This is a genomic window from Rhodococcus sp. P-2 (assembly GCF_016598535.1).
Taxonomy (GTDB): domain Bacteria; phylum Actinomycetota; class Actinomycetes; order Mycobacteriales; family Mycobacteriaceae; genus Rhodococcus_F; species Rhodococcus_F baikonurensis.
Map to the genome: position 1 here is coordinate 4,483,120 of NZ_CP066779.1, position 17,674 is coordinate 4,500,793.

17 protein-coding genes are annotated in these 17,674 nt (G+C 60.4%); 14 read left to right on the plus strand and 3 right to left on the minus strand.

Features of this window, described 5'->3' with window-relative positions; all coding sequences use genetic code 11:
• Positions 1-158 precede the first annotated feature (158 nt).
• Both I7X09_RS21125 and I7X09_RS21130 read left to right on the plus strand, forming a co-directional pair.
• Positions 159-1,046: an SAM-dependent methyltransferase gene (locus tag I7X09_RS21125; protein ID WP_200313505.1), complete on the plus strand. Its 888-nt coding sequence runs from the start codon at positions 159-161 to the stop codon at positions 1,044-1,046.
• 184 nt (positions 1,047-1,230) lie between these two features.
• Complete coding sequence (locus tag I7X09_RS21130; protein ID WP_200313507.1) at positions 1,231-2,637, plus strand: serine hydrolase; 1,407 nt, start codon at positions 1,231-1,233, stop codon at positions 2,635-2,637.
• 81 nt (positions 2,638-2,718) lie between these two features.
• Here I7X09_RS21130 and I7X09_RS21135 read toward each other — a convergent pair whose 3' ends face one another.
• Positions 2,719-3,672, minus strand: a complete 954-nt coding sequence (locus I7X09_RS21135; RefSeq protein ID WP_200313509.1) for an ornithine cyclodeaminase family protein — start codon at positions 3,670-3,672, stop codon at positions 2,719-2,721.
• Positions 3,673-3,822: 150 nt separating this feature from the next.
• Here I7X09_RS21135 and I7X09_RS21140 point away from each other — a divergent pair, with 150 nt between their 5' ends.
• Genes I7X09_RS21140 through I7X09_RS21185 form a run of 10 tightly spaced genes read left to right on the plus strand, consistent with a single transcriptional unit; the run spans position 3,823 to position 14,383 of the window.
• A complete protein-coding gene (locus I7X09_RS21140) occupies positions 3,823-5,409 on the plus strand; it encodes an ABC transporter substrate-binding protein (RefSeq protein ID WP_200313511.1) in 1,587 nt (528 codons plus the stop codon).
• Positions 5,406-6,437, plus strand: a complete 1,032-nt coding sequence (locus I7X09_RS21145; protein ID WP_200313513.1) for an ABC transporter permease — start codon at positions 5,406-5,408, stop codon at positions 6,435-6,437. Before I7X09_RS21140 ends, I7X09_RS21145 begins: the two co-directional genes overlap by 4 nt.
• Positions 6,430-7,323 carry an ABC transporter permease gene (locus tag I7X09_RS21150; RefSeq protein WP_200313515.1) on the plus strand — a complete coding sequence of 298 codons (894 nt, stop codon included), beginning with the start codon at positions 6,430-6,432 and terminating at the stop codon, positions 7,321-7,323. Before I7X09_RS21145 ends, I7X09_RS21150 begins: the two co-directional genes overlap by 8 nt.
• Complete coding sequence (locus I7X09_RS21155; protein ID WP_166813348.1) at positions 7,320-8,318, plus strand: ABC transporter ATP-binding protein; 999 nt, start codon at positions 7,320-7,322, stop codon at positions 8,316-8,318. Before I7X09_RS21150 ends, I7X09_RS21155 begins: the two co-directional genes overlap by 4 nt.
• Positions 8,315-9,301 carry an oligopeptide/dipeptide ABC transporter ATP-binding protein gene (locus I7X09_RS21160; RefSeq protein ID WP_234036653.1) on the plus strand — a complete coding sequence of 329 codons (987 nt, stop codon included), beginning with the start codon at positions 8,315-8,317 and terminating at the stop codon, positions 9,299-9,301. The genes I7X09_RS21155 and I7X09_RS21160 overlap by 4 nt, the downstream gene beginning before the upstream one ends.
• 60 nt (positions 9,302-9,361) lie before the next feature.
• Complete coding sequence (locus tag I7X09_RS21165) at positions 9,362-10,321, plus strand: serine hydrolase (protein WP_200313517.1); 960 nt, start codon at positions 9,362-9,364, stop codon at positions 10,319-10,321.
• Positions 10,321-11,112, plus strand: coding sequence for a creatininase family protein (locus tag I7X09_RS21170; protein WP_234036654.1), 792 nt, complete (start codon positions 10,321-10,323; stop codon positions 11,110-11,112). Before I7X09_RS21165 ends, I7X09_RS21170 begins: the two co-directional genes overlap by 1 nt.
• The gene (locus I7X09_RS21175) at positions 11,109-12,203 is read left to right on the plus strand and encodes a serine hydrolase domain-containing protein (protein ID WP_200313520.1); all 1,095 of its coding nucleotides are present in this window, start codon (positions 11,109-11,111) and stop codon (positions 12,201-12,203) included. The genes I7X09_RS21170 and I7X09_RS21175 overlap by 4 nt, the downstream gene beginning before the upstream one ends.
• A gap of 52 nt (positions 12,204-12,255) precedes the next feature.
• Positions 12,256-13,101 carry a M55 family metallopeptidase gene (locus I7X09_RS21180; RefSeq protein WP_166813354.1) on the plus strand — a complete coding sequence of 282 codons (846 nt, stop codon included), beginning with the start codon at positions 12,256-12,258 and terminating at the stop codon, positions 13,099-13,101.
• A 13-nt stretch (positions 13,102-13,114) separates the two neighbouring features.
• Complete coding sequence (locus I7X09_RS21185; RefSeq protein WP_200313522.1) at positions 13,115-14,383, plus strand: NAD(P)/FAD-dependent oxidoreductase; 1,269 nt, start codon at positions 13,115-13,117, stop codon at positions 14,381-14,383.
• Here the strand turns inward: I7X09_RS21185 and I7X09_RS21190 are convergent.
• Positions 14,343-15,068, minus strand: coding sequence for a GntR family transcriptional regulator (locus I7X09_RS21190; protein WP_166813358.1), 726 nt, complete (start codon positions 15,066-15,068; stop codon positions 14,343-14,345). The genes I7X09_RS21185 and I7X09_RS21190 overlap by 41 nt on opposite strands.
• 1,254 nt (positions 15,069-16,322) lie before the next feature.
• Between I7X09_RS21190 and I7X09_RS29490 the strand changes: the two genes are divergently transcribed.
• Together I7X09_RS29490 and I7X09_RS21195 are read left to right on the plus strand one after the other, a co-directional pair.
• The gene (locus I7X09_RS29490) at positions 16,323-16,538 is read left to right on the plus strand and encodes a hypothetical protein (protein ID WP_234036655.1); all 216 of its coding nucleotides are present in this window, start codon (positions 16,323-16,325) and stop codon (positions 16,536-16,538) included.
• 33 nt (positions 16,539-16,571) lie between these two features.
• Positions 16,572-17,501, plus strand: coding sequence for a carboxylate-amine ligase (locus I7X09_RS21195; protein WP_234036656.1), 930 nt, complete (start codon positions 16,572-16,574; stop codon positions 17,499-17,501).
• Here I7X09_RS21195 and I7X09_RS21200 read toward each other — a convergent pair.
• Positions 17,495-17,650, minus strand: coding sequence for a DUF6131 family protein (locus I7X09_RS21200; RefSeq protein WP_095971469.1), 156 nt, complete (start codon positions 17,648-17,650; stop codon positions 17,495-17,497). The two genes, I7X09_RS21195 and I7X09_RS21200, sit on opposite strands and share 7 nt — an antisense overlap.
• Positions 17,651-17,674: the final 24 nt, after the last annotated feature.

Consider the following 17,674-nt stretch of genomic DNA (forward strand, 5'->3'; position numbering starts at 1 on the left):
CAAACCGAACGCCTTGCACTACAGAATGTTCCGGCACTGACGCGCTGCTCGCACCGCGCCCCAGTTCCGACCGTTCCGTTCCAGGCGGCAAGCGGTCTCTCGGGCGTAAAGTCGAGAGAGTTCGGCTCAGTCACCCAGAGCGGAAGGACACCCAGGCAATGCGGAGCGATGGAGACACGTGGGACATCGTCAGTAGTGTCGGACTCACTGCGCTGGCAGTGGCGACGTTCCGCGCATTGGAAAGCACCCGCACGGACGCGATCATCGAGGACCAATTCGCATCGTGGTTCGTGGAAGCCGCAGCGGAGCCGCATTTCACAGCTCTTCTGAAAGATCCCGCGCTCCTCGACGACACCCCCTTCGGCGGTTTCATGGGGTTGCGAACCCGGTTCTTCGACGAATTCTTCTTGTCGTCAACCGAATCCGGAATCAAGCAGGCGGTAATCGTTGCGGCAGGGTTGGATTCGCGCGCCTATCGACTGGACTGGACCCCAGGATCGACAGTCTTCGAAGTAGATCAACCAAAGGTGCTGGAGTTCAAAGCCGAAGTGCTCACTGCGCGCGATGCCCAGCCGAAAATCGATCGACGCACAGTTCCTACCGATCTGCGCAACGATTGGCCGACTGCGCTCGAGAGCGGTGGTTTCGATCGGAACGACCCCACTGCCTGGTCGGCAGAAGGCCTGCTCGCGTACCTCCCCGGCGCTGCCCACGATGCATTGTTCGAGCGGATCGACGAACTCTCGGCGACCGGTAGTCGGTTGGCAGTGAACGACTTTCCGGCCGGTACGGACCCGAAGAAGCTGGCGGCCATCAGATCCAAGTACTTTGCCCAGAGTCCGTTCGGAGACCTGGACATTTCGCAACTGTTCTACAGCGACAAACGATCCGATCCGGGTCAGTGGTTGACTGAACACAATTGGACCGTCCGACGCTTCAACTCGGTCGAGTTGGCAGATCTGTATGATCGCCCGATTCCTGATCTCCCCGAAGAGATCGCCGCACTGTCGACGCAGCCCACTTTCCTGGCCGCAACCAAGAACTGAATCTCGCAGTCATCACGAAAGTTACTCGGGTGCAGCATTTCTCCCTATTGTCCAGCTTCAACATGCGTGTCACCACCACAAGGAGTTGACGGTACTCGAGGATGAACCGATTCAGTACTTCAGACTGAGTATGTCTACACCTCAGACGGACGCGCGCCGAAGAGAACGCTGATGAAATGAATCCATGAAACTCGAACACACACGCAGGAAGAGTCGCCCGCTCACGCTGGTGGCACTTGCCTCCGCAGCGGTATTCGCCCTCGCTGCATGTACCTCCGGGTCCGATTCTGCACAAACCTCTGAGAACAGCACAACGAGCTCCACCTCCGATACACCTGCGACAGTCACGATCCCCGACAGCTCCGTCGGCAAGCAGATCACCTGGCTTCTCAGTGCTTTCAACACGAGCACGCCATTGACCCAGGAAGAAATCGCCGAGCACTTCGGACCCACCGCACCCGTCGTCCTGACGCCTCCGGACTTCGACTCCATCCGAGCCGGACAGCCCTGGACACCAGTGAATTACACGGGAGGTGATACCGACGGCACCGTTTCCATCACCAGTGCCACCGGCGGCGCGTTCGACATCAACGTCGTCGTCGACGGCAACGGATTGGTCCTTGGAATGGCGATCACGCCGGCCAAAGACGATCATGTGCCTGCCGCATCGTGGCAAGAGCTCGAAACAGCTGTCAAAGCACTTCCCGCGCCGACGAACTTGACCGTCACCGAAGTCACCGGCGGAAAGAACGCCGAGGTCTTCGGCGTCGGCGACACCTCACCGCAGCCCACAGGGTCAACGATCAAGCTGTACGTTCTCGGCGCAGTTGCGACGGCTGTCGAGAACGGGACACTCTCCTGGGATCAGAAGCTCACCGTCACCGACGACCTCAAGTCGATGCCAGGCGGGACCATGCAGGACCTGCCGTCCGGAACCGAAGTCACGGTCCGGGAAACCGCCGGCAAGATGATCTCGATCAGCGACAACACCGCCACCGACATGCTGATCGCTGCTGTCGGGCGCGAGCAGGTCGAAGCCGAGTTCACCCCGATGGGCATGGCGGATCCTTCGCTCAATATTCCGCTGAAGCCGACCCGCGCACTGTTCCAACTCGGCTGGGGCAACGATGGCGCACAACGTGTCGCCTGGCGCGACGGAACCCCGGACGAGCGTCGAGCAATACTGGCGGCACTACCCGGCGGCCTGGTGGACATTCCTGTGTCAGCATTCACCACCCCCGCATGGCCTTTCGACATCGACTGGTTCGCCTCGCCCGCGGACCTGCGTGCCGCGCTGGTCTCGCTACAAGAGATGGCGAAGACCGAGACCGGCGCACCGGTTCGAGACATACTGGCCGAGGATCCGGCGCTCAGTGAGGAGTCCGCGAAATGGTTCACCTACGGCGGATTCAAGGGCGGCAGCTCCATCGGCGTCCTTGCAGGTGCCTACTATGTCGAACACGAGGATCGCGCCTGGGTTGTCACCATGCAAACTCATGGTGACGAGGCTGCACTGGTTGCCGACCCGGCTCTGTACTTCGATCCGGTCGACGACGCGATGCTCTTGATCCAGAAAGACGCGACCAACTAGAGCGCACGTCCCAGTTCGAGCCCACACCACCGAAAGGCCTGTCCCGACAAGCGAATCGTTGGGGCAGGCCTTGGTCATCACTCAGGAAAGCACGACACTCTCCAGTCTGTCCGCGATCGCTTTGCCGACGCCCCAGTCGAGTGCTGCGCACCCGACCGACTTGAAGACCGTGCGACCGTGACGCTCCACGCCGGATTCCATTACTGCGCCCAGTGATCGGAGGTCGGAGATGGGGAACTCCCGCGCGATTGCCGATCGGACTTCACCCGACCCCTCCAGACATCCGGCAATGTCGTCGAGGACGGTGACCGTCGAAGCATCGATGAGCCCGGCAGGAAGCTCCGTCATCGACGGACGGAAAGATCCGACTGCATTGACGTGCACGTTTTCCGGGAGTGCCGCCAGGTCGAACAAAGGTGACGTGGCGCCGGTCGCGCAACACACCACGTCAGCATTTTCGACGCATTCGTTTGCCGACCCTGCTACGGAAAACCGGAGTCCTGGATGCCGCACTTCTGCTTCGTCGACAAATCGTCGTGCATGGACGAGAGTCCGGCTGTACACCGAAACCTCCTCGAATTCTCTTACTGCGCAGCAGGAATCAAGTTGCGTCGCAGCCTGGGCGCCGGAGCCGAGGATCGCCAGACGCAGGACCTTTTCTGGCGCCAGTACGTCCGTTGCCACGCCGGAGACCGCACCGGTTCGCAGCGCGGTGAACCGGTGGGCTTCCACGCTGAACCGCGGAAGTCCGGTGGCTCCGTCGTACCAGAGCACAGTGCCTTCGATGCGCCTGCTTCCGTCGATGTCGTAGATCGTCAACGTCTTGACAACGGCGTCGCGGGTGGTCCGATGCAGCGCAGACATCACGAGCAACTGGCCGTCCGCAACAACCGTACGCGGCGGCTGTTCGAGCCTGCCCTCGTGAAGTTCGGTGATGGCACCGGCCACCGCTGCGACGGCAACCCCGACCGGAATCAGCGAGTCGAGTCTGGCGAGGTCGATGTGTGGAGCCACTGCATGATCTTCGATTTCCATCGTTTTTCGATTCCGTTTCTCGGGGTGTACTTCAGGGCTAGTTCACTGAAATTCCTTGACAACCAATCGGTAAGGTATTACACCTAATGCATCCTCGCAAGGCTCCGTACGAACCCGCCGTTCCAAACGAACGGCCCGAAGGTGGATCTGATGGACAAAACAATGACGCGGTTCTCGAGGCGTACCGCTCTGGTCGGAACTGCAACTGCACTCGCACTGATCCTCGGTGGTTGTTCAGGCGCAGCAAAGGACGCAGGTACCTCGTTCGAGCCCACCGGCGAGCCGCAGCGGGGCGGTGAACTGCGAGTTTCGATCGGCGCAGAACCGATTGCACCTGCGTTCGACATGGGAACAATGGCCGTCACGTCGGTGGGCACGGCATCGATCGCCACCCTCGCCTACAACGGATTGGTGGACTTCCAGGACGGTCAGCCGGTACCCGAACTCGCTACGGCGTGGAAGCAGACATCCCCCACTCAATACGTCTTCACCCTCCGCGATGGTGTGAAGTTCACCGACGGAACGCCGTTCGATGCCGCAGCCGTCAAATTCAATCTCGATCGATTGCTCGACCCGAACGGAACGGGTGCGAATCTGCCTCCGTCGTTGGAATCGGTTGAGGTCAGCGCACCCAATGAAGTAACGATGAATCTCTCGGCTCCGGCCGGCGGATTCGTCGCCTCGTTACGCCGTGGACGGGTGATGATGATGTCCCCCACCGCCGTGGCGCAGTACGCCAAGACCGATCCGTTCAAAGCTTCGGTGGGCACCGGTCCGTACAAGTTCGAGGAGTACAAGACCGGTCAGTACATCAGGCTCGTCCGCAACGACGAGTACTGGGCTGACGACAACTACCTGGACTCGATCAAGATCTCGATCCTTCCGGACCCGACCACCTCGATGCAGGCATTCGTCAACGGGGAACTCGATGTTCTCGGTGTGACACCGGCCCAACTCGCGCAAGTCGAAAGCCGAGGCAACTCGGTCATCAAGACGTCGATCAGCAATACCTTCAACTACGTCAGTTTCAACCAATCGGTCAAGCCATTCGACAACGTCGACGTCCGCCGTGGATTCTCTGCGGCGATCAACCGTGACGGTATTGCACAGGGCATTTACCAGAGTTATGCCGATCCGGCGAGTGGACCCCTCAGCCCGAAGATCGGCGATGCGTACTCGGACCTCTCCGGCCTTGCCTCACAGACTTTTTCAACAGACAAGGCAAAAGAATTCCTGAAGAACGGAAACTTCGACTTCGGCACGACGGTTCCGTTCAGCACCTTCACCCAGGCCCCGTTCTCGACAGAAGCGGATGCGGTTGCCGAACAGCTCCAGAACATCGGCGTCAAAGTCGACCTGAGCAAAGAGGAGTTCGGATCCTGGGCTCAGAAGATCTACACAGCAAAGAATTTCACGGTCATGAACAGCGGCCAGACCACGGCGACCGTCGATCCCGACGAGATTCTCTACCCTTTGTTCCACAGTAAGGGCGATCTGAACGCCTCTTCGATCAACGACCCTGAACTCGACAAGCTGCTCGACGCCGCTCGCGGCGAACAGGATCCGCAACTACGCGCACAGATGTACCAGCAGGCATCCAAGCTGATCGCGGACAAGGCCTACGCGGCGTTCACCGTGTACCCGCAGAAGATCGCCGCTACCAGTCCGTCGGTCGGTGGATACGAATTCACGGAGGGTGGCACCAATCCGCTCTCGAGGGTTTGGCTCGCCAAGTGAGCGTGATCGAAGCGGTACCTGATTACGACAGGCCGCCGAAGGTGAGAGAGCCCGCCCCCTCGTCCGGCCGGCTGCGGCGAATCGCGCGAACCTTGCTGATCAACGCCGCGCAACTGGGAATCGTCGGACTCGCCGCGACTTTCCTGATGTTCGTACTTCTTCGGACGATCCCCGGGGACCCCGCTCGCACGGTGAGCGGGCCCGGCGGGTCCGTCAGTCCTGAGCAGATCGCACGAATACGTTCCGAACTCGGCCTCGACAAGCCGGTGGTAGTCCAGTATTTCGACTGGCTGTCCGCAGCGGCTCATGGCGACCTCGGAAAGTCCTTGGTGCTCAACGACTCCGTGACGACCTTGCTGTCCGACCGCATCGTCGTAACACTCCAACTGGGTATGTACGCACTTGCCTTCGCATTGTTGGTGGCGGTACCACTGAGCGTCCTCGCTTCGAGGTTCACCAGCGATCGCGCGAACCGGAGTGTGCGACTGGTCGGAACGCTGGGTATCGCAGTTCCCAGCTTCTGGTTGGCACTCCTGTTGATCATCGCGTTCCAGAACGTCTTGCCGACGTTTGGATACTCGTCGATCAGTGACGGTGTCGGTGCGCATTTCCAACACATGATTCTTCCGACCATCGCGCTGGGTGTCGGTATGTCTACTCTGCTCTTCGAGACCACACGTGCATCCTTGATCGGCACACTCAATTCCGATTACGTGCGCACGGCGAGGTCATTCGGGATCCCCGAGCGTCGTGTTTACTCTCGATACGCACTAAGGAACGCACTACTTCCCACTGTGACCATCGCCGGACTGGAGATGGGCGCACTGATGGGCGGAGCGCTACTCGTCGAGAACGCTTTTGCCGTCCCCGGTATGGGCCGACTCCTCGTTCAATCCGTCTTGGCCCGCGACTACACAGTGGTGCAGGGTTGCATCCTCGTACTGGTCATCGTCGTCGTATCTGTCAATCTTCTGATGGATGTCGTCTATTCCTTCATCGATCCCAGAGTCAGGACCGACAATGACTGAGTCATTCGGGGCTGCGCTTTCCCCGTCTTCCCCAATCGCGCCGAACACACGTCAGCGGCGTCGGTTCATGGCCCGCATTCTCTCCTTACCTGGCCAGAAGGTGGCATGGAGCATTCTGTTCGTACTGGTGTCTGCGGCCGTGCTCGCGCCTCTTCTCGCGCCGCACTCCCCCAACGTCCAAGATCTCACGTCGACCCTGGCCCCACCCAGTGGTGAGCATCTCCTCGGCACCGACGATTTGGGCCGAGATCAGTTGAGCCGTCTACTGTTCGGACTCCGCACGTCACTAGCCATCAGTGCTGCCGTGACGTTCGGTGTCATGGTCATCGGGCTGCCGCTGGGAATGCTGGCAGGTTTCACCCGGGGAATTGCGAACACCGTCATTGCTCGGCTCATCGATGTCGGGTTGGCTTTGCCGTCATTGCTGCTCGCGCTCGCCCTCATCGCTGCGATGGGAGCCGGGGTCACCAGTACGGTCATCGCTCTCGTTGCGGGCTACACGCCGTATCTCGCACGGGTCACCCGCAGTGTCGTGCTCAAGATTCGTGAAGAGGAATACATCGACAGCGCAGCCGTGAGCGGAGTTCCGACCTGGCGCATCATCGTTCGGCACGTGACGCCGAACATGATCGAATCGGTGTCGGTTCAGCTGACACTGATCTTCGCCTTCACCGTCATCGCCGAGGCCGGGCTCAGCTTCGTCGGCCTCGGAATCCAACCACCGACCTCGTCCCTCGGCAACATGCTCGCCCTCGGGTCGACACACAGCATCGACCTGCCTTTGATGTCGATAGTCCCCGGATGCACCATCGCTCTGGTCGTCATCACTTTGCTGGTCTGTGGAGACGGCCTTCGACACGCGCTCGACCCGAGGAGCAACCGATGACGAAGCCGCTATTGTCGATCACGGATCTCCGTGTAGCACTGGCCGACAACCCCGCACTGCGACCGGTGGACGGAGTCAGCTTCCACATAGATTCGGGTGAGAGCGTCGCCCTGGTCGGTGAAAGCGGCTGCGGCAAATCCGTGACGTCGTACTCCGTACTCGGTCTCCTCGAAGGGTCCCTGGCGGCCCATGGAGAGATGGTCTTCAACGGCAGACGCTTCGACATGTCCGACCGTGGTGCGCTGGCGCCGCTTCGAGGCACAGACATCGCAATGATCCCCCAAGACCCCGGAACCTCGCTGAACCCAGTAGTGAGCATCGAACGACAACTCGGCGATCTCGTCCGCATCCACCACAGGCTCTCCAAACGCGTTGCGGCCAAGCGAGTACGCGAATTGTTGGCCCGCGTCGGCATTCCGGCCCCGGATCGGGTCGCCGGTGCGTTTCCTTTCGAACTGTCCGGTGGCATGCGACAACGTGTACTCATCGCGATGGCTCTGGCCTGCGAACCGACGATGCTGATCGCCGATGAGCCGACCACTGCCCTGGACACCACCGTGCAGGCGCAAATCATGGATCTGTTGCAGAGTCTCATCGCAGACGAGGGAATGTCCATGATGTTCATCTCGCACGATCTCGGACTGGTTGCACAACACTGTAACCGGGCGTACGTGATGTACGCGGGAAAGATCGTCGAATCCGGATCGGTGGGCGATGTACTGCGAGAACCGGAGCACCCGTACACGCATGCGCTTGTCGACTGTCTGGAAAGCATGAACTCGGGTGCACGACGCTTGAAGACGGTACGAGGGATCGTTCCGCCGCTGTCTGACCGAACGCGCGGTTGCCACTTCGCCCCACGCTGCGACCGCGCGGAAGACGAGTGCCTTTCCAGCTCACCCGAACTCGAAAGGAGTGGACACAGTCTCGCAGCCTGCCTGCACCCGATGACAGGTTCGCATCAGCGCGTTTCGGCCAGTGAGGTGCCTCGATGACTACACACCAATCCGTTTCCACACGGGAAGTAGCCCGTTTGGAGGGGATCACCCATTCCTTCCGTACACGTCTGGGCGGACGTGCCGTGCAGGCGCTTCGGGGCGTCGACTTGGCGATCCCGGCAGGTCGGTCTCTCGGACTGGTCGGCGAAAGCGGCAGCGGCAAGTCCACTCTCGGTCGGGTCGTGACCGGTCTGCTCGAGCCGTCCGGTGGCAACCTGGAAATACTGGGGCAGCGCGTCACCGGTAAGTCATCTCACAAGCGAGCCCCGGGATCTGTGCAGATGATCTTCCAGAATCCGCGGGCATCGATCGATCCGAAGCTGCCGATCTGGCGTGCCGTCGCCGAACCTCTACGCATAGGCGGGCATTCGGCGCGACGCAAGGACGTCGACGACTTGCTCGACCGCGCCGGGCTGAGTGCGTCGTACGGAGACATGTACGCGCATCAGCTTTCGGGTGGGCAGTGCCAGCGGGTGGCCATCGCACGCGCCGTCGCCGCGAAACCGCAACTCATCGTCGCCGACGAACCTGTCTCTGCCTTGGATGTCTCGGTGCAGGCACAGATTCTCAACCTACTCAAGGACATTCAAGAGGACTCCGGAACATCCTTTCTGTTCATCAGTCATGATCTTGGAGTCGTTCGATTCTTCTGCGACGAGGTTGCCGTCCTGTATCTGGGTCAGGTTCAGGAGTACGGTTCGACCGAGAGCATTCTGACCGACCCCGCGCACCCGTACACCCGGGCATTGGCCTCGGCATCGCCGACACTGTTCTCCGAAGCCGTGCGCGAGCGGATCATCCTCGTGGGCGAGCCTCCGAAGCCTGACAACCCACCCAGCGGTTGCGTCTTTCACGAGAGATGTCACCTGCGCATAGGCACGATCTGCGACACGGTCTCGCCTCCGACCTATTCCACACCTTCAGGCGAGGCGCGTTGTCATCTTTACGCCCCGACTCACTCCTCGAGTACACCGCTTTGATCAGTTCACTGCCCTGATCGAAACATCCTCCGCCACTACAGCTACCCCGAACGGAAAACCATGAGCACCAATCCCCTCAGAATCCTCGCCTCCATCGCCGACGTGTGTGACGACGCAAACGCCACCGTTGCGTTTCACGTCCGCAGTCTCGACGGAAAACTCGAAATCGGTTCAGGCGCTGATGCGCGTTCGGTAACCGCCTCGACCTACAAGGTTCCTGTCATGCTCGAGGTCGCCGCCCAGGCATCCGAGGGACGCCTGCAACTGGCCGACCGAATCAAGGTCCCGGCAGACAGGCGCACCATCGGGCCTTCCGGGATTTCAGCAATGACGGACGACGTCGAAGTATCCGTACGGGACCTGGCCCTACTCATGATGCAGGTCAGCGACAACACCGCCACCGACATCCTGCAAGAGATGGTCGGTACCGAGAACATCATGAGCCGACTCCGCTCGCTCGGATTGAACTCGACCGACATCACAACCGACTGCGAAGGCATCATTTCGCTTGCTCTCCAGGAACTCTCGACCGAACAATACGCAACTTTGCAGGACACCTCCACTGGCAATCCGTTCGGCTTGCCCGAGGACGAGTTCGCCGCGGCAATTGCAGCGGGCGAGTCGTTGAACGCGCGCGGTGGCAACACCAGTACCCCGCGCGAGATGACCGAACTGCTCAGCCTCATCTGGACGGACAAGGCTGCCGACGCCGAAGCCTGTGCCGAAGTGCGGCGGGTGATGGGCCTGCAGTTCGCGCCTCACCGACTCTCGTCAGCCTACGTCGACGGTCCGGCTATCTCTGGCAAGACCGGCACCTTCCTGGCCGGTGTGCGCAACGAGGTGGGCGTCGTCGACTTCGGCGACGGGGACGTCTACGTGGTCGCAATCTTTCTGCGAGACAAGAACAACCATATGCGAAACGGCAAGGTGGACGCGGCAATCGGAAAGATCGCCGCACTGGCGATCGACAGTCTTCGGATCGCCAGTCGCGACGCCGCTGCGACGGCGGTAACAGCCTGATGTCCCCTACGCTCGTCACACCCCTGTCCATGGCCGAGATGACGTGGACGCAAGTGCAGGAGGCGATGCACGACGGGATCCGCAACGTCATCTTCGCGGTGGGAGCGACTGAACAACACGGCCCACACCTGCCTCTCTCCACCGACACCCTGATCGGCACTGCGACTTCGCATGCCGTCGCGGCACAGGTCGGGGCGACGATGGTGGCGCCCACCATCGCGTTCGGGGTTTCCCCGCACCACATGGCCTTCGCCGGAACGGTCTCCTTACGCGAGGCAACATTTCTCGACGTGGTCGAAGACTACGTTCGCAGCCTCGCCGCTCATGGGTTCGACAACATCCTCGTCATCTCGAGCCACGGCGGTAACTTCGAACCCCTCGCGCATCTGATCGAGAGAGTCGGACCCCGGATCGGCGAGACACGGGTACATGCGCACACTGATCTTCTCCAGGTGCTCGCAGCCTTCGAGGCAGTGGCCGAGGAGGATTCGATCTCTCCCGAAGCATGCGGCTCTCATGCCGGCGATTTCGAAACGTCGATCGTCCTTGGACTCCGACCCGACCTCGTCGACATGAGCGCCGCCGAGCCCGGATTCCTCGGACTCTTCGACAAGAACACTGCCACAGCGTTGTTCGAGGGCGGGACGAAGGCACTGTCGGTGAACGGTATCCTCGGAGACCCCCTTGCCGCACTGGCGTCACGCGGCGAACGGTACCTCGAATCGCTGACGACAGTAGTCTCGGAGTACTTTCGTGCCGAGATCGCCGAGCACCAAGGAAGCGAAAAATGACTGGCGACGTACAGCGGGTGGTTCAAGCCGAGCTCGACGCAATGGTTGCCGCAGACACTCAGCTCGGTATTCAGGTGGCGGTGTACCAGCACGGTCAGTTGATCGTGGACGCATGGTCCGGGCACACTGAACCCACCCGGAGTGCGCCCGTGCGAAGTGACACGCTGTTCCCGATCTTCTCGTGCAGCAAGGGTCTGATGTACACGACAGTGCATCTGCTGGCCGAACGCGGCGAACTCGACTACAACGCACGGGTCAGCGACTACTGGCCGGAGTTCGGGCAGAACGGCAAAGAAGAGGCGACCGTCCGACAGGCCCTCGTACACACGTCCGGTATCCAAGACATCACACACGACTTCCACCTCGACGACTGGGACGGCACCTGCGCTCGCCTGGCCGAGTCTGAAGCCATGTGGATTCCGGGTAGCGAGACCGCGTACCGCGGACTGTCTTCCGGATTCGTTATCGGCGAGGTCGTAAGTCGCGTGTACGGGAAGCCCTTCGGCCAGATCGTCACCGAACTGATCTGCAAGCCTTTGGGTATCACGGATCTGTTCTTCGGCGTCCCTCTTTCGGTGAGGGACCGTATCGCAGTTCTCGCGAACGACGAATCAGTTCTGACCGGTCCCGCGTCGAGCCCCGATACTCGGATCATGGCGGAGCTCTTCAACACTCCGTCGATTCAGGCATCAGCTGTACCTGCCGGAGGCGCTATCACCTCCGCCCGATCCTTGGCCAGACACTATGCGTCGTTGGTCGGAGATGGTGTGGACGGAGTGCGTCTACTCCCGCCAGCGCGGACCACTCTGGCAACGACGCTGGAAACCGATGCGTACGATCAAACCCACATGGCACCGGTCCGCAAGGGTCTGGGTTATCTGTTGGGTGACAACGGAATTGCGATGGGCGCACGATCGAATTCATTTGGCCACAGCGGGTTCGGCGGTTCGTACGGGTTCGCCGATCCGGACTACGGTTTGAGTTTCGCGCTCACGAAGAATCGACTGGTTGCCACGACGCCTCCCGAGGTTCCTGCCTCGGTCGTCTTGGCGAATACGGTGCGAGAAGCCTTGTCCATCCCGAACGGTTGACCAGTGCGTATCGAGTCGTCACGATGGCAACCGACAAACGGAGAGTCTCACTATGCACGTTTACATTTCGGTGGACATGGAAGGCATCGCAGGAATTGCGACGCTCGACCAGATAGTTCGAGGAGGTCACGGATACCAACGTGCGCAAGCACTGATGACGGCCGAGGCCAATGCGGCAATTGCCGGAGCATTCGATGCCGGCGCGCAATCGGTGCTCGTCAACGACAGTCACGGAACGATGGACAACCTGCTGCACGCCGAACTGGATCCGCGGGCGCGGGTTCTGTTCGGATCGCCGAAGCTGCAGTGCATGGCAGAGGGTCTCACGGCAGAACACGACGTGGCCCTCTTCGTTGGCTACCACGCTCCCGCGGGTGGTCCGGGTGTGCTGGCACATACGTTCTCGGCTCTGTTCACGGATGTGCGTCTCGACGGCAAGACCGTGTCGGAAAGCGATGTGAACTCGCTCTACGCGGCTACCCACGGCGTGCCGGTCGGCTTGGTCACTGGAGACGACGTGATCTGCGGGTTGGTCAGCGCTACGGCTCCTTCGACCGAAACCGTCGTGGTGAAGCAGGCGCACGGGTGGTCGGCTACCAATTCGCTTCCACCGAGTCTGGCGTGCGCAGCCATTCGCGACGCATCCAGACGAGTCGTGCAACAGTGCGACTCGTTGAAGCCCACCGAGTTGCGCGACGAGTGGGTACTCGAAATCGTTCACCCGACAACAACTGCTGCGGAGATGGCGGAGGGTGTCCCCGGTTCTCGGCGAACGTCAGATCGAACCATCGAACATCGATTGAACACCGTCGACGACATCATCGGATTGATTACCGTCAACTATCAATTGGCATCTGCCGGCCTCCGCGGACAGATGACTATCGCCAACCGTCAGTAGAGGGCAAATTTCCATGAGAGTGACCATCATCGGTGCAGGTTCGATCGGGTTGTGCTCGGCGCTGGCTTTGGCTGCCGAGGGAGCCGAGGTCTGTGTCGTCGACGCGCGTGCTGCGGGAACCGGCGCATCGCGTCACAATGCCGGGTGGGTCGTCCCTAGCATGTCAGCGCCCGTCCCCGCACCCGGAGTACTGACCCAATCACTGAAATGGATGCTGCGTCCTGACAGCCCGCTGTATATCCGCCCCGGCCGCGACCCTCGCCTTGCATCCTTCCTGATTGCGATGCTTCGCAACTGCACTACAACGAGATTCGAATCCGGTCTGCGAAATCTGATGGCGCTCAGCCATCGAACTTTCGAGCTCTTCGACGAACTCGAGCGGACCGGGCTGCAGTTCGAGAATCACCGATCAGGATTGGTGCAACTGTTTCGCACACAGAAGTCGCTCGATTCTCACGCCGAAGAAATGACGCTGGTGCGAGCACTCGGCGGTGACGAATTCGACGTACTCACCAGTGCCCGGACGGCTCAGTTGATCCCGGGACTCTCGAGCTCTGTTCTCGGTGGGATCGTCTGTCCCAACGAAAGATTCCTCGATCCCGCAGCCTTCGTCGAAAGCTTGGTCACGCAATGCGAGAGCCTCGGGGTCGAGATCGTGGAGGGCACCGAACTCACGCTGTCGGCAGACTCATCCGGCAACGTGACGGCGTCTGGAGCAGACAGGCAGATGACGTCTGATCATTTTGTGGTCGCGGCAGGCGCCTGGAGCGCAGACGTGGTGCGAGCGCTCGGGTACACACTCCCCGTCCAATCCGGGAAAGGCTACGGTTTCGACGTTCCGCCGTTTTTCCCCGTCGGAACTCGGGCGTCGTATCTGTCGGAAGCCAAGGTTGCCGTCACGCCGTTGTCCGGTGCCACCCGACTGGCCGGCACAATGGGATTCGGAGGCCGAAGTGAACACATCGACAAGCGAAGGGCCGGAGGCATACTGACCTCGGCAGCCGACTATTTCGACAACTGGCGGCGCCCACCCAATGCGGTCCCCTGGACGGGGCTACGCCCGATGACACCCGACGGGATGCCCATCATCGGCCGCTTACCTCACCATCCGAATGTCACTGTCGCGACCGGCCACGCGATGCTGGGCATAACTCTAGGCCCCGTCACCGGAGAGTTGGTCGCTCGCAGCACGTTCGGCCGAAGCCTCCCGGCCTATGCCGACGTGTTCGGGCCAGGCCGCTTCAGTCGGACTTTTCGGAGCGTCCGGCCCACAACCCGCTGACGTGGTGGAGGTGTGCAGTCATGACAGCTTCGGCCGCAACCGGATCTCGTGATTGCAATGCCTTCAGGAGTTGATCGTGTTCCCGAGCCGACCCGACCAGGTCCTTGCTGCCTGCAATACCTTTGAGCCCGGACAGGCGAGTCTGATCGCGCAACTGCTCCACCACCTTGACCAGCCGTGCGTTACCCAGTGCAGCCAACAGTTCCAGGTGGAAGTCCTTGTCGAGGGTAAGGAAGGAGACCAGATCCCCCTCGGCCGCAGCGTTTTCGACGCGCTTGCTCAGCGTCCAGAGATCAGTGAGATCCAACGGAGGGTCGAGCACGGCAACCTTCGCCATTGCAGGTGGTTCGAGCATCAGCCGGACTTCGACGATCTCCTCGAGTTCGTCATCTGTCAGTTCAACGATACGAAAGCCGCGGTTCCTCACCATCTCGATGAGGCCTTGGCTCTTCAGATCGAGTAGAGCCTCGCGTACCGGGGTGGGCGAGACCTCGAGTTGCGCGGCGATGTCTCCAATCGCGTAGAGCCGGCCCGACTCCAGTTCACCGCTCGAGATCCGGGCCCGAAGGAGTCTCGTGGCATCGCTGCGCAAACTGGTCCGTGCCAGTGGTTGGAACACGGCACTCTGCTTCGGGTCGCGGGTACTACGATCTGCGCTTGAACCGGCCGGCTGCTTCGTCCCCATACCTGCACCCTAATACCGATCGATGTCCAATATGTAATACCTAACATTTTATGTGACAAAGATCGTTTCAGCTCGCGCAGTTGCGCAAGCTGAAGCCGCGCCCGGCCGACATGTCGAGCTCAGTCTCCGGCTGAGCTGACAGATGAGGGCCGGATACAGAGAAGCCGCTGTGCATCGAGTGTCACTCGGATGCACAGCGGCTTCGGTAAGTCTTAGCCCGTCGGCTCAGTCTCGTCCGACGAGAATCCGTCGAAGAATGCGATGACCTTCTGGAGAAGTGTCGCGATGTCGAAATCTTCCAAGCTACCCATTGCGTTCGTCCTTTCGTTTAACACTGAGGATGAAACGTGCATCTTGCAATTCCCAATGTAAAGCATCAATGCGATTATTTCTCGACCATGCAGCACTTCTGCCACAAAAACTCCACACAGCAAGATACGAGCAAATTGCCACGAATAACAGCTCCCACCCGCAGCATTTCCAATATTCTGAAGCTGAGAAACTTCCCCAATTCGCCAATGGGTAAATCTTGAGAAAAATTTCCGGGCGCGTCGATTCTGATAGATATCCCTGGCGAAACTCTCCACCGAAGACGGCGAGGTTGGCGAAGTTTCCACACTGTTGACACGCAGTTTTGCCAGCCTCAAAGAGGCGTCACCCACATACATAGTGGACATTCGACTGCGATAACGAACCGGTAGCAACACGATCCCAGGCACTTTCTCCCAAATTCTGACGTTCACCCATAACCACTGCATATTTCCGCTGATGAAACGCAATACCAGTCCAAAAGTCCGATAACTTTACCGGATACTGTGCACGAGATTAACTGGTCACATATCCACTGCCGCTCCGAGTGCCCACTCTCACCGAAACCTCACATCTGAATGTTGGACGTTAGTTTAGATGGGTTCACATTTCTCCGCGATCGGCGTGATAAATGCGGACTCCACGGATAAAACCGAGACAGCCCCACCGCACTCCGACAGGCACGATCCGCGACTCGACGACGTGCGGGCGGGCAGGCTCACACGAGGGTGAAATAGGGGGTGAAACATGCCAGGAGGTCTCGTTTTTCCGAGTCCGACACAGTACGTTTTCCCAGGCACGCCAGTCCCCAGATTCACACGGTGTGCAAGGGCTCGTTGACGCTTACGAGATGTTGGCAAGACCGACCACAGGCCCCGTTCTCCCGACGAGAACGGGGCTTCCTCGTGTCGGTTTCCTCCGTCGACCGACCGGGTAGACGCGAGCATGAGCGCCACCAGCTCGACCGGATCCACCGCTGGCCGCTACGAATCGACGACCCCGACCGTCGGCGTCGAAGAAGAATTCATCCTCGTCGACCCGACATCGTGGTTGCCCTCCACCGACAATGCCGCGGTCGCGGAAACCGCGTCGGCACTCGGTATGGATCTTCAGCTCGAATTGTCCCGGTGCCAGGTCGAGACCAACTCTCCGGTGTGCTAGAGCATCGGCGAACTCCGAACCCATTTGATCGACATGCGTCGGCGCGCAGCGAAAGCGGCCGAGTTGAACGGCTGCAGGCTTTTGGCCGTCGGCGCACCGCTTTCCGGGCCTTCGCGTTTCGAGATTAGCGATGCGCCTCGTTACCGACAGATGGGTGAGCGCTTCGGCGCCCTCGCTGCCGAACAGAGCATCTGTGGTTGCCACATCCATGTTGGCGTCGCTGATCGAGCCGAAGCCGTGCAGGTCTGCAATCACGTGCGCATCTGGCTGCCCGCCTTGCTTGCTCTGAGCGCCAATTCCCGTGTCCACCAAGGATCCGACACAGAGTTCGCGAGTTGGCGGGCGATCCAATGGTCCAGGTGGCCCGTCGCCGGGCCGCCGCCGTACTTCGAGAGCGCTGCAGACTTCGACACCGTGGTAGCGCGGATGGTGGATTGCGGTGTGATGCTCGACGAGCGGATGGCCTACTGGGACGTCCGTCCGTCGTGCCATCTACCGACCGTCGAGATCCGGGTTTGCGACGTTCAACCGACAGCAGACGATGCAGCGCTACTGGCAACACTTGGACGGGCTCTGGTGGCAACTGCGTTAGGCGCGATAGACCGGGGCATCGAGGCTCCGAACATTTCCCTCGAGAACCTTCGTCTCGCAACCTGGGTGTCCGCGAAGGAAGGGGTCCTGGGAACGTCGATCGATCCTGTTACCACACAAAGAATTTCGGCCACCGAACTGTTGCACCGACTCCTGATCCATGTCCGCGACTCACTCGACGAGACAGGCGAGTACGCGAGTGTGGAGTCGGCGCTGCGGAACAAATCGGTCACCGGCGGCGGCAGCGACTGGCAACAGCGAACGCTTCGCCAGGTCTGCCTTCGGGAACTGATCGCACGTGCCGTTCAACGCACCACCCCGATCGAGCCGGCACGCATGGATACACATGCGGAGCCGGCAACCGATCAGTAGTAATGCCGCCGACCGCCGACAGCGTGCCCGGCCGCGCCCAACGCGTACAGGATGATTCCGATCACCAGCAAGACGACACCAATCGTCCACAGGATCGGAATGTTCACCACGAAACCGATTATCAGCAGGATTACGCCGAGGATGATCATGACAAGCTCCTTCAGTGCGTTCAC

Excerpts from the sequence above, each read along its gene's own strand:
- I7X09_RS21125 (WP_200313505.1), top strand. The coding sequence starts at position 159 with ATGCGGAGCGATGGAGACACGTGGGACATCGTCAGTAGTGTCGGACTC.
- I7X09_RS21130 (WP_200313507.1), top strand. The coding sequence starts at position 1,231 with ATGAAACTCGAACACACACGCAGGAAGAGTCGCCCGCTCACGCTGGTG.
- I7X09_RS21135 (WP_200313509.1), bottom strand. The coding sequence starts at position 3,672 with ATGGAAATCGAAGATCATGCAGTGGCTCCACACATCGACCTCGCCAGA.
- I7X09_RS21140 (WP_200313511.1), top strand. The coding sequence starts at position 3,823 with ATGGACAAAACAATGACGCGGTTCTCGAGGCGTACCGCTCTGGTCGGA.
- I7X09_RS21150 (WP_200313515.1), top strand. The coding sequence starts at position 6,430 with ATGACTGAGTCATTCGGGGCTGCGCTTTCCCCGTCTTCCCCAATCGCG.
- I7X09_RS21155 (WP_166813348.1), top strand. The coding sequence starts at position 7,320 with ATGACGAAGCCGCTATTGTCGATCACGGATCTCCGTGTAGCACTGGCC.
- I7X09_RS21160 (WP_234036653.1), top strand. The coding sequence starts at position 8,315 with ATGACTACACACCAATCCGTTTCCACACGGGAAGTAGCCCGTTTGGAG.
- I7X09_RS21165 (WP_200313517.1), top strand. The coding sequence starts at position 9,362 with ATGAGCACCAATCCCCTCAGAATCCTCGCCTCCATCGCCGACGTGTGT.
- I7X09_RS21170 (WP_234036654.1), top strand. The coding sequence starts at position 10,321 with ATGTCCCCTACGCTCGTCACACCCCTGTCCATGGCCGAGATGACGTGG.
- I7X09_RS21175 (WP_200313520.1), top strand. The coding sequence starts at position 11,109 with ATGACTGGCGACGTACAGCGGGTGGTTCAAGCCGAGCTCGACGCAATG.
- I7X09_RS21180 (WP_166813354.1), top strand. The coding sequence starts at position 12,256 with ATGCACGTTTACATTTCGGTGGACATGGAAGGCATCGCAGGAATTGCG.
- I7X09_RS21185 (WP_200313522.1), top strand. The coding sequence starts at position 13,115 with ATGAGAGTGACCATCATCGGTGCAGGTTCGATCGGGTTGTGCTCGGCG.
- I7X09_RS21190 (WP_166813358.1), bottom strand. The coding sequence starts at position 15,068 with ATGGGGACGAAGCAGCCGGCCGGTTCAAGCGCAGATCGTAGTACCCGC.
- I7X09_RS29490 (WP_234036655.1), top strand. The coding sequence starts at position 16,323 with ATGAGCGCCACCAGCTCGACCGGATCCACCGCTGGCCGCTACGAATCG.
- I7X09_RS21195 (WP_234036656.1), top strand. The coding sequence starts at position 16,572 with ATGCGTCGGCGCGCAGCGAAAGCGGCCGAGTTGAACGGCTGCAGGCTT.
- I7X09_RS21200 (WP_095971469.1), bottom strand. The coding sequence starts at position 17,650 with ATGATCATCCTCGGCGTAATCCTGCTGATAATCGGTTTCGTGGTGAAC.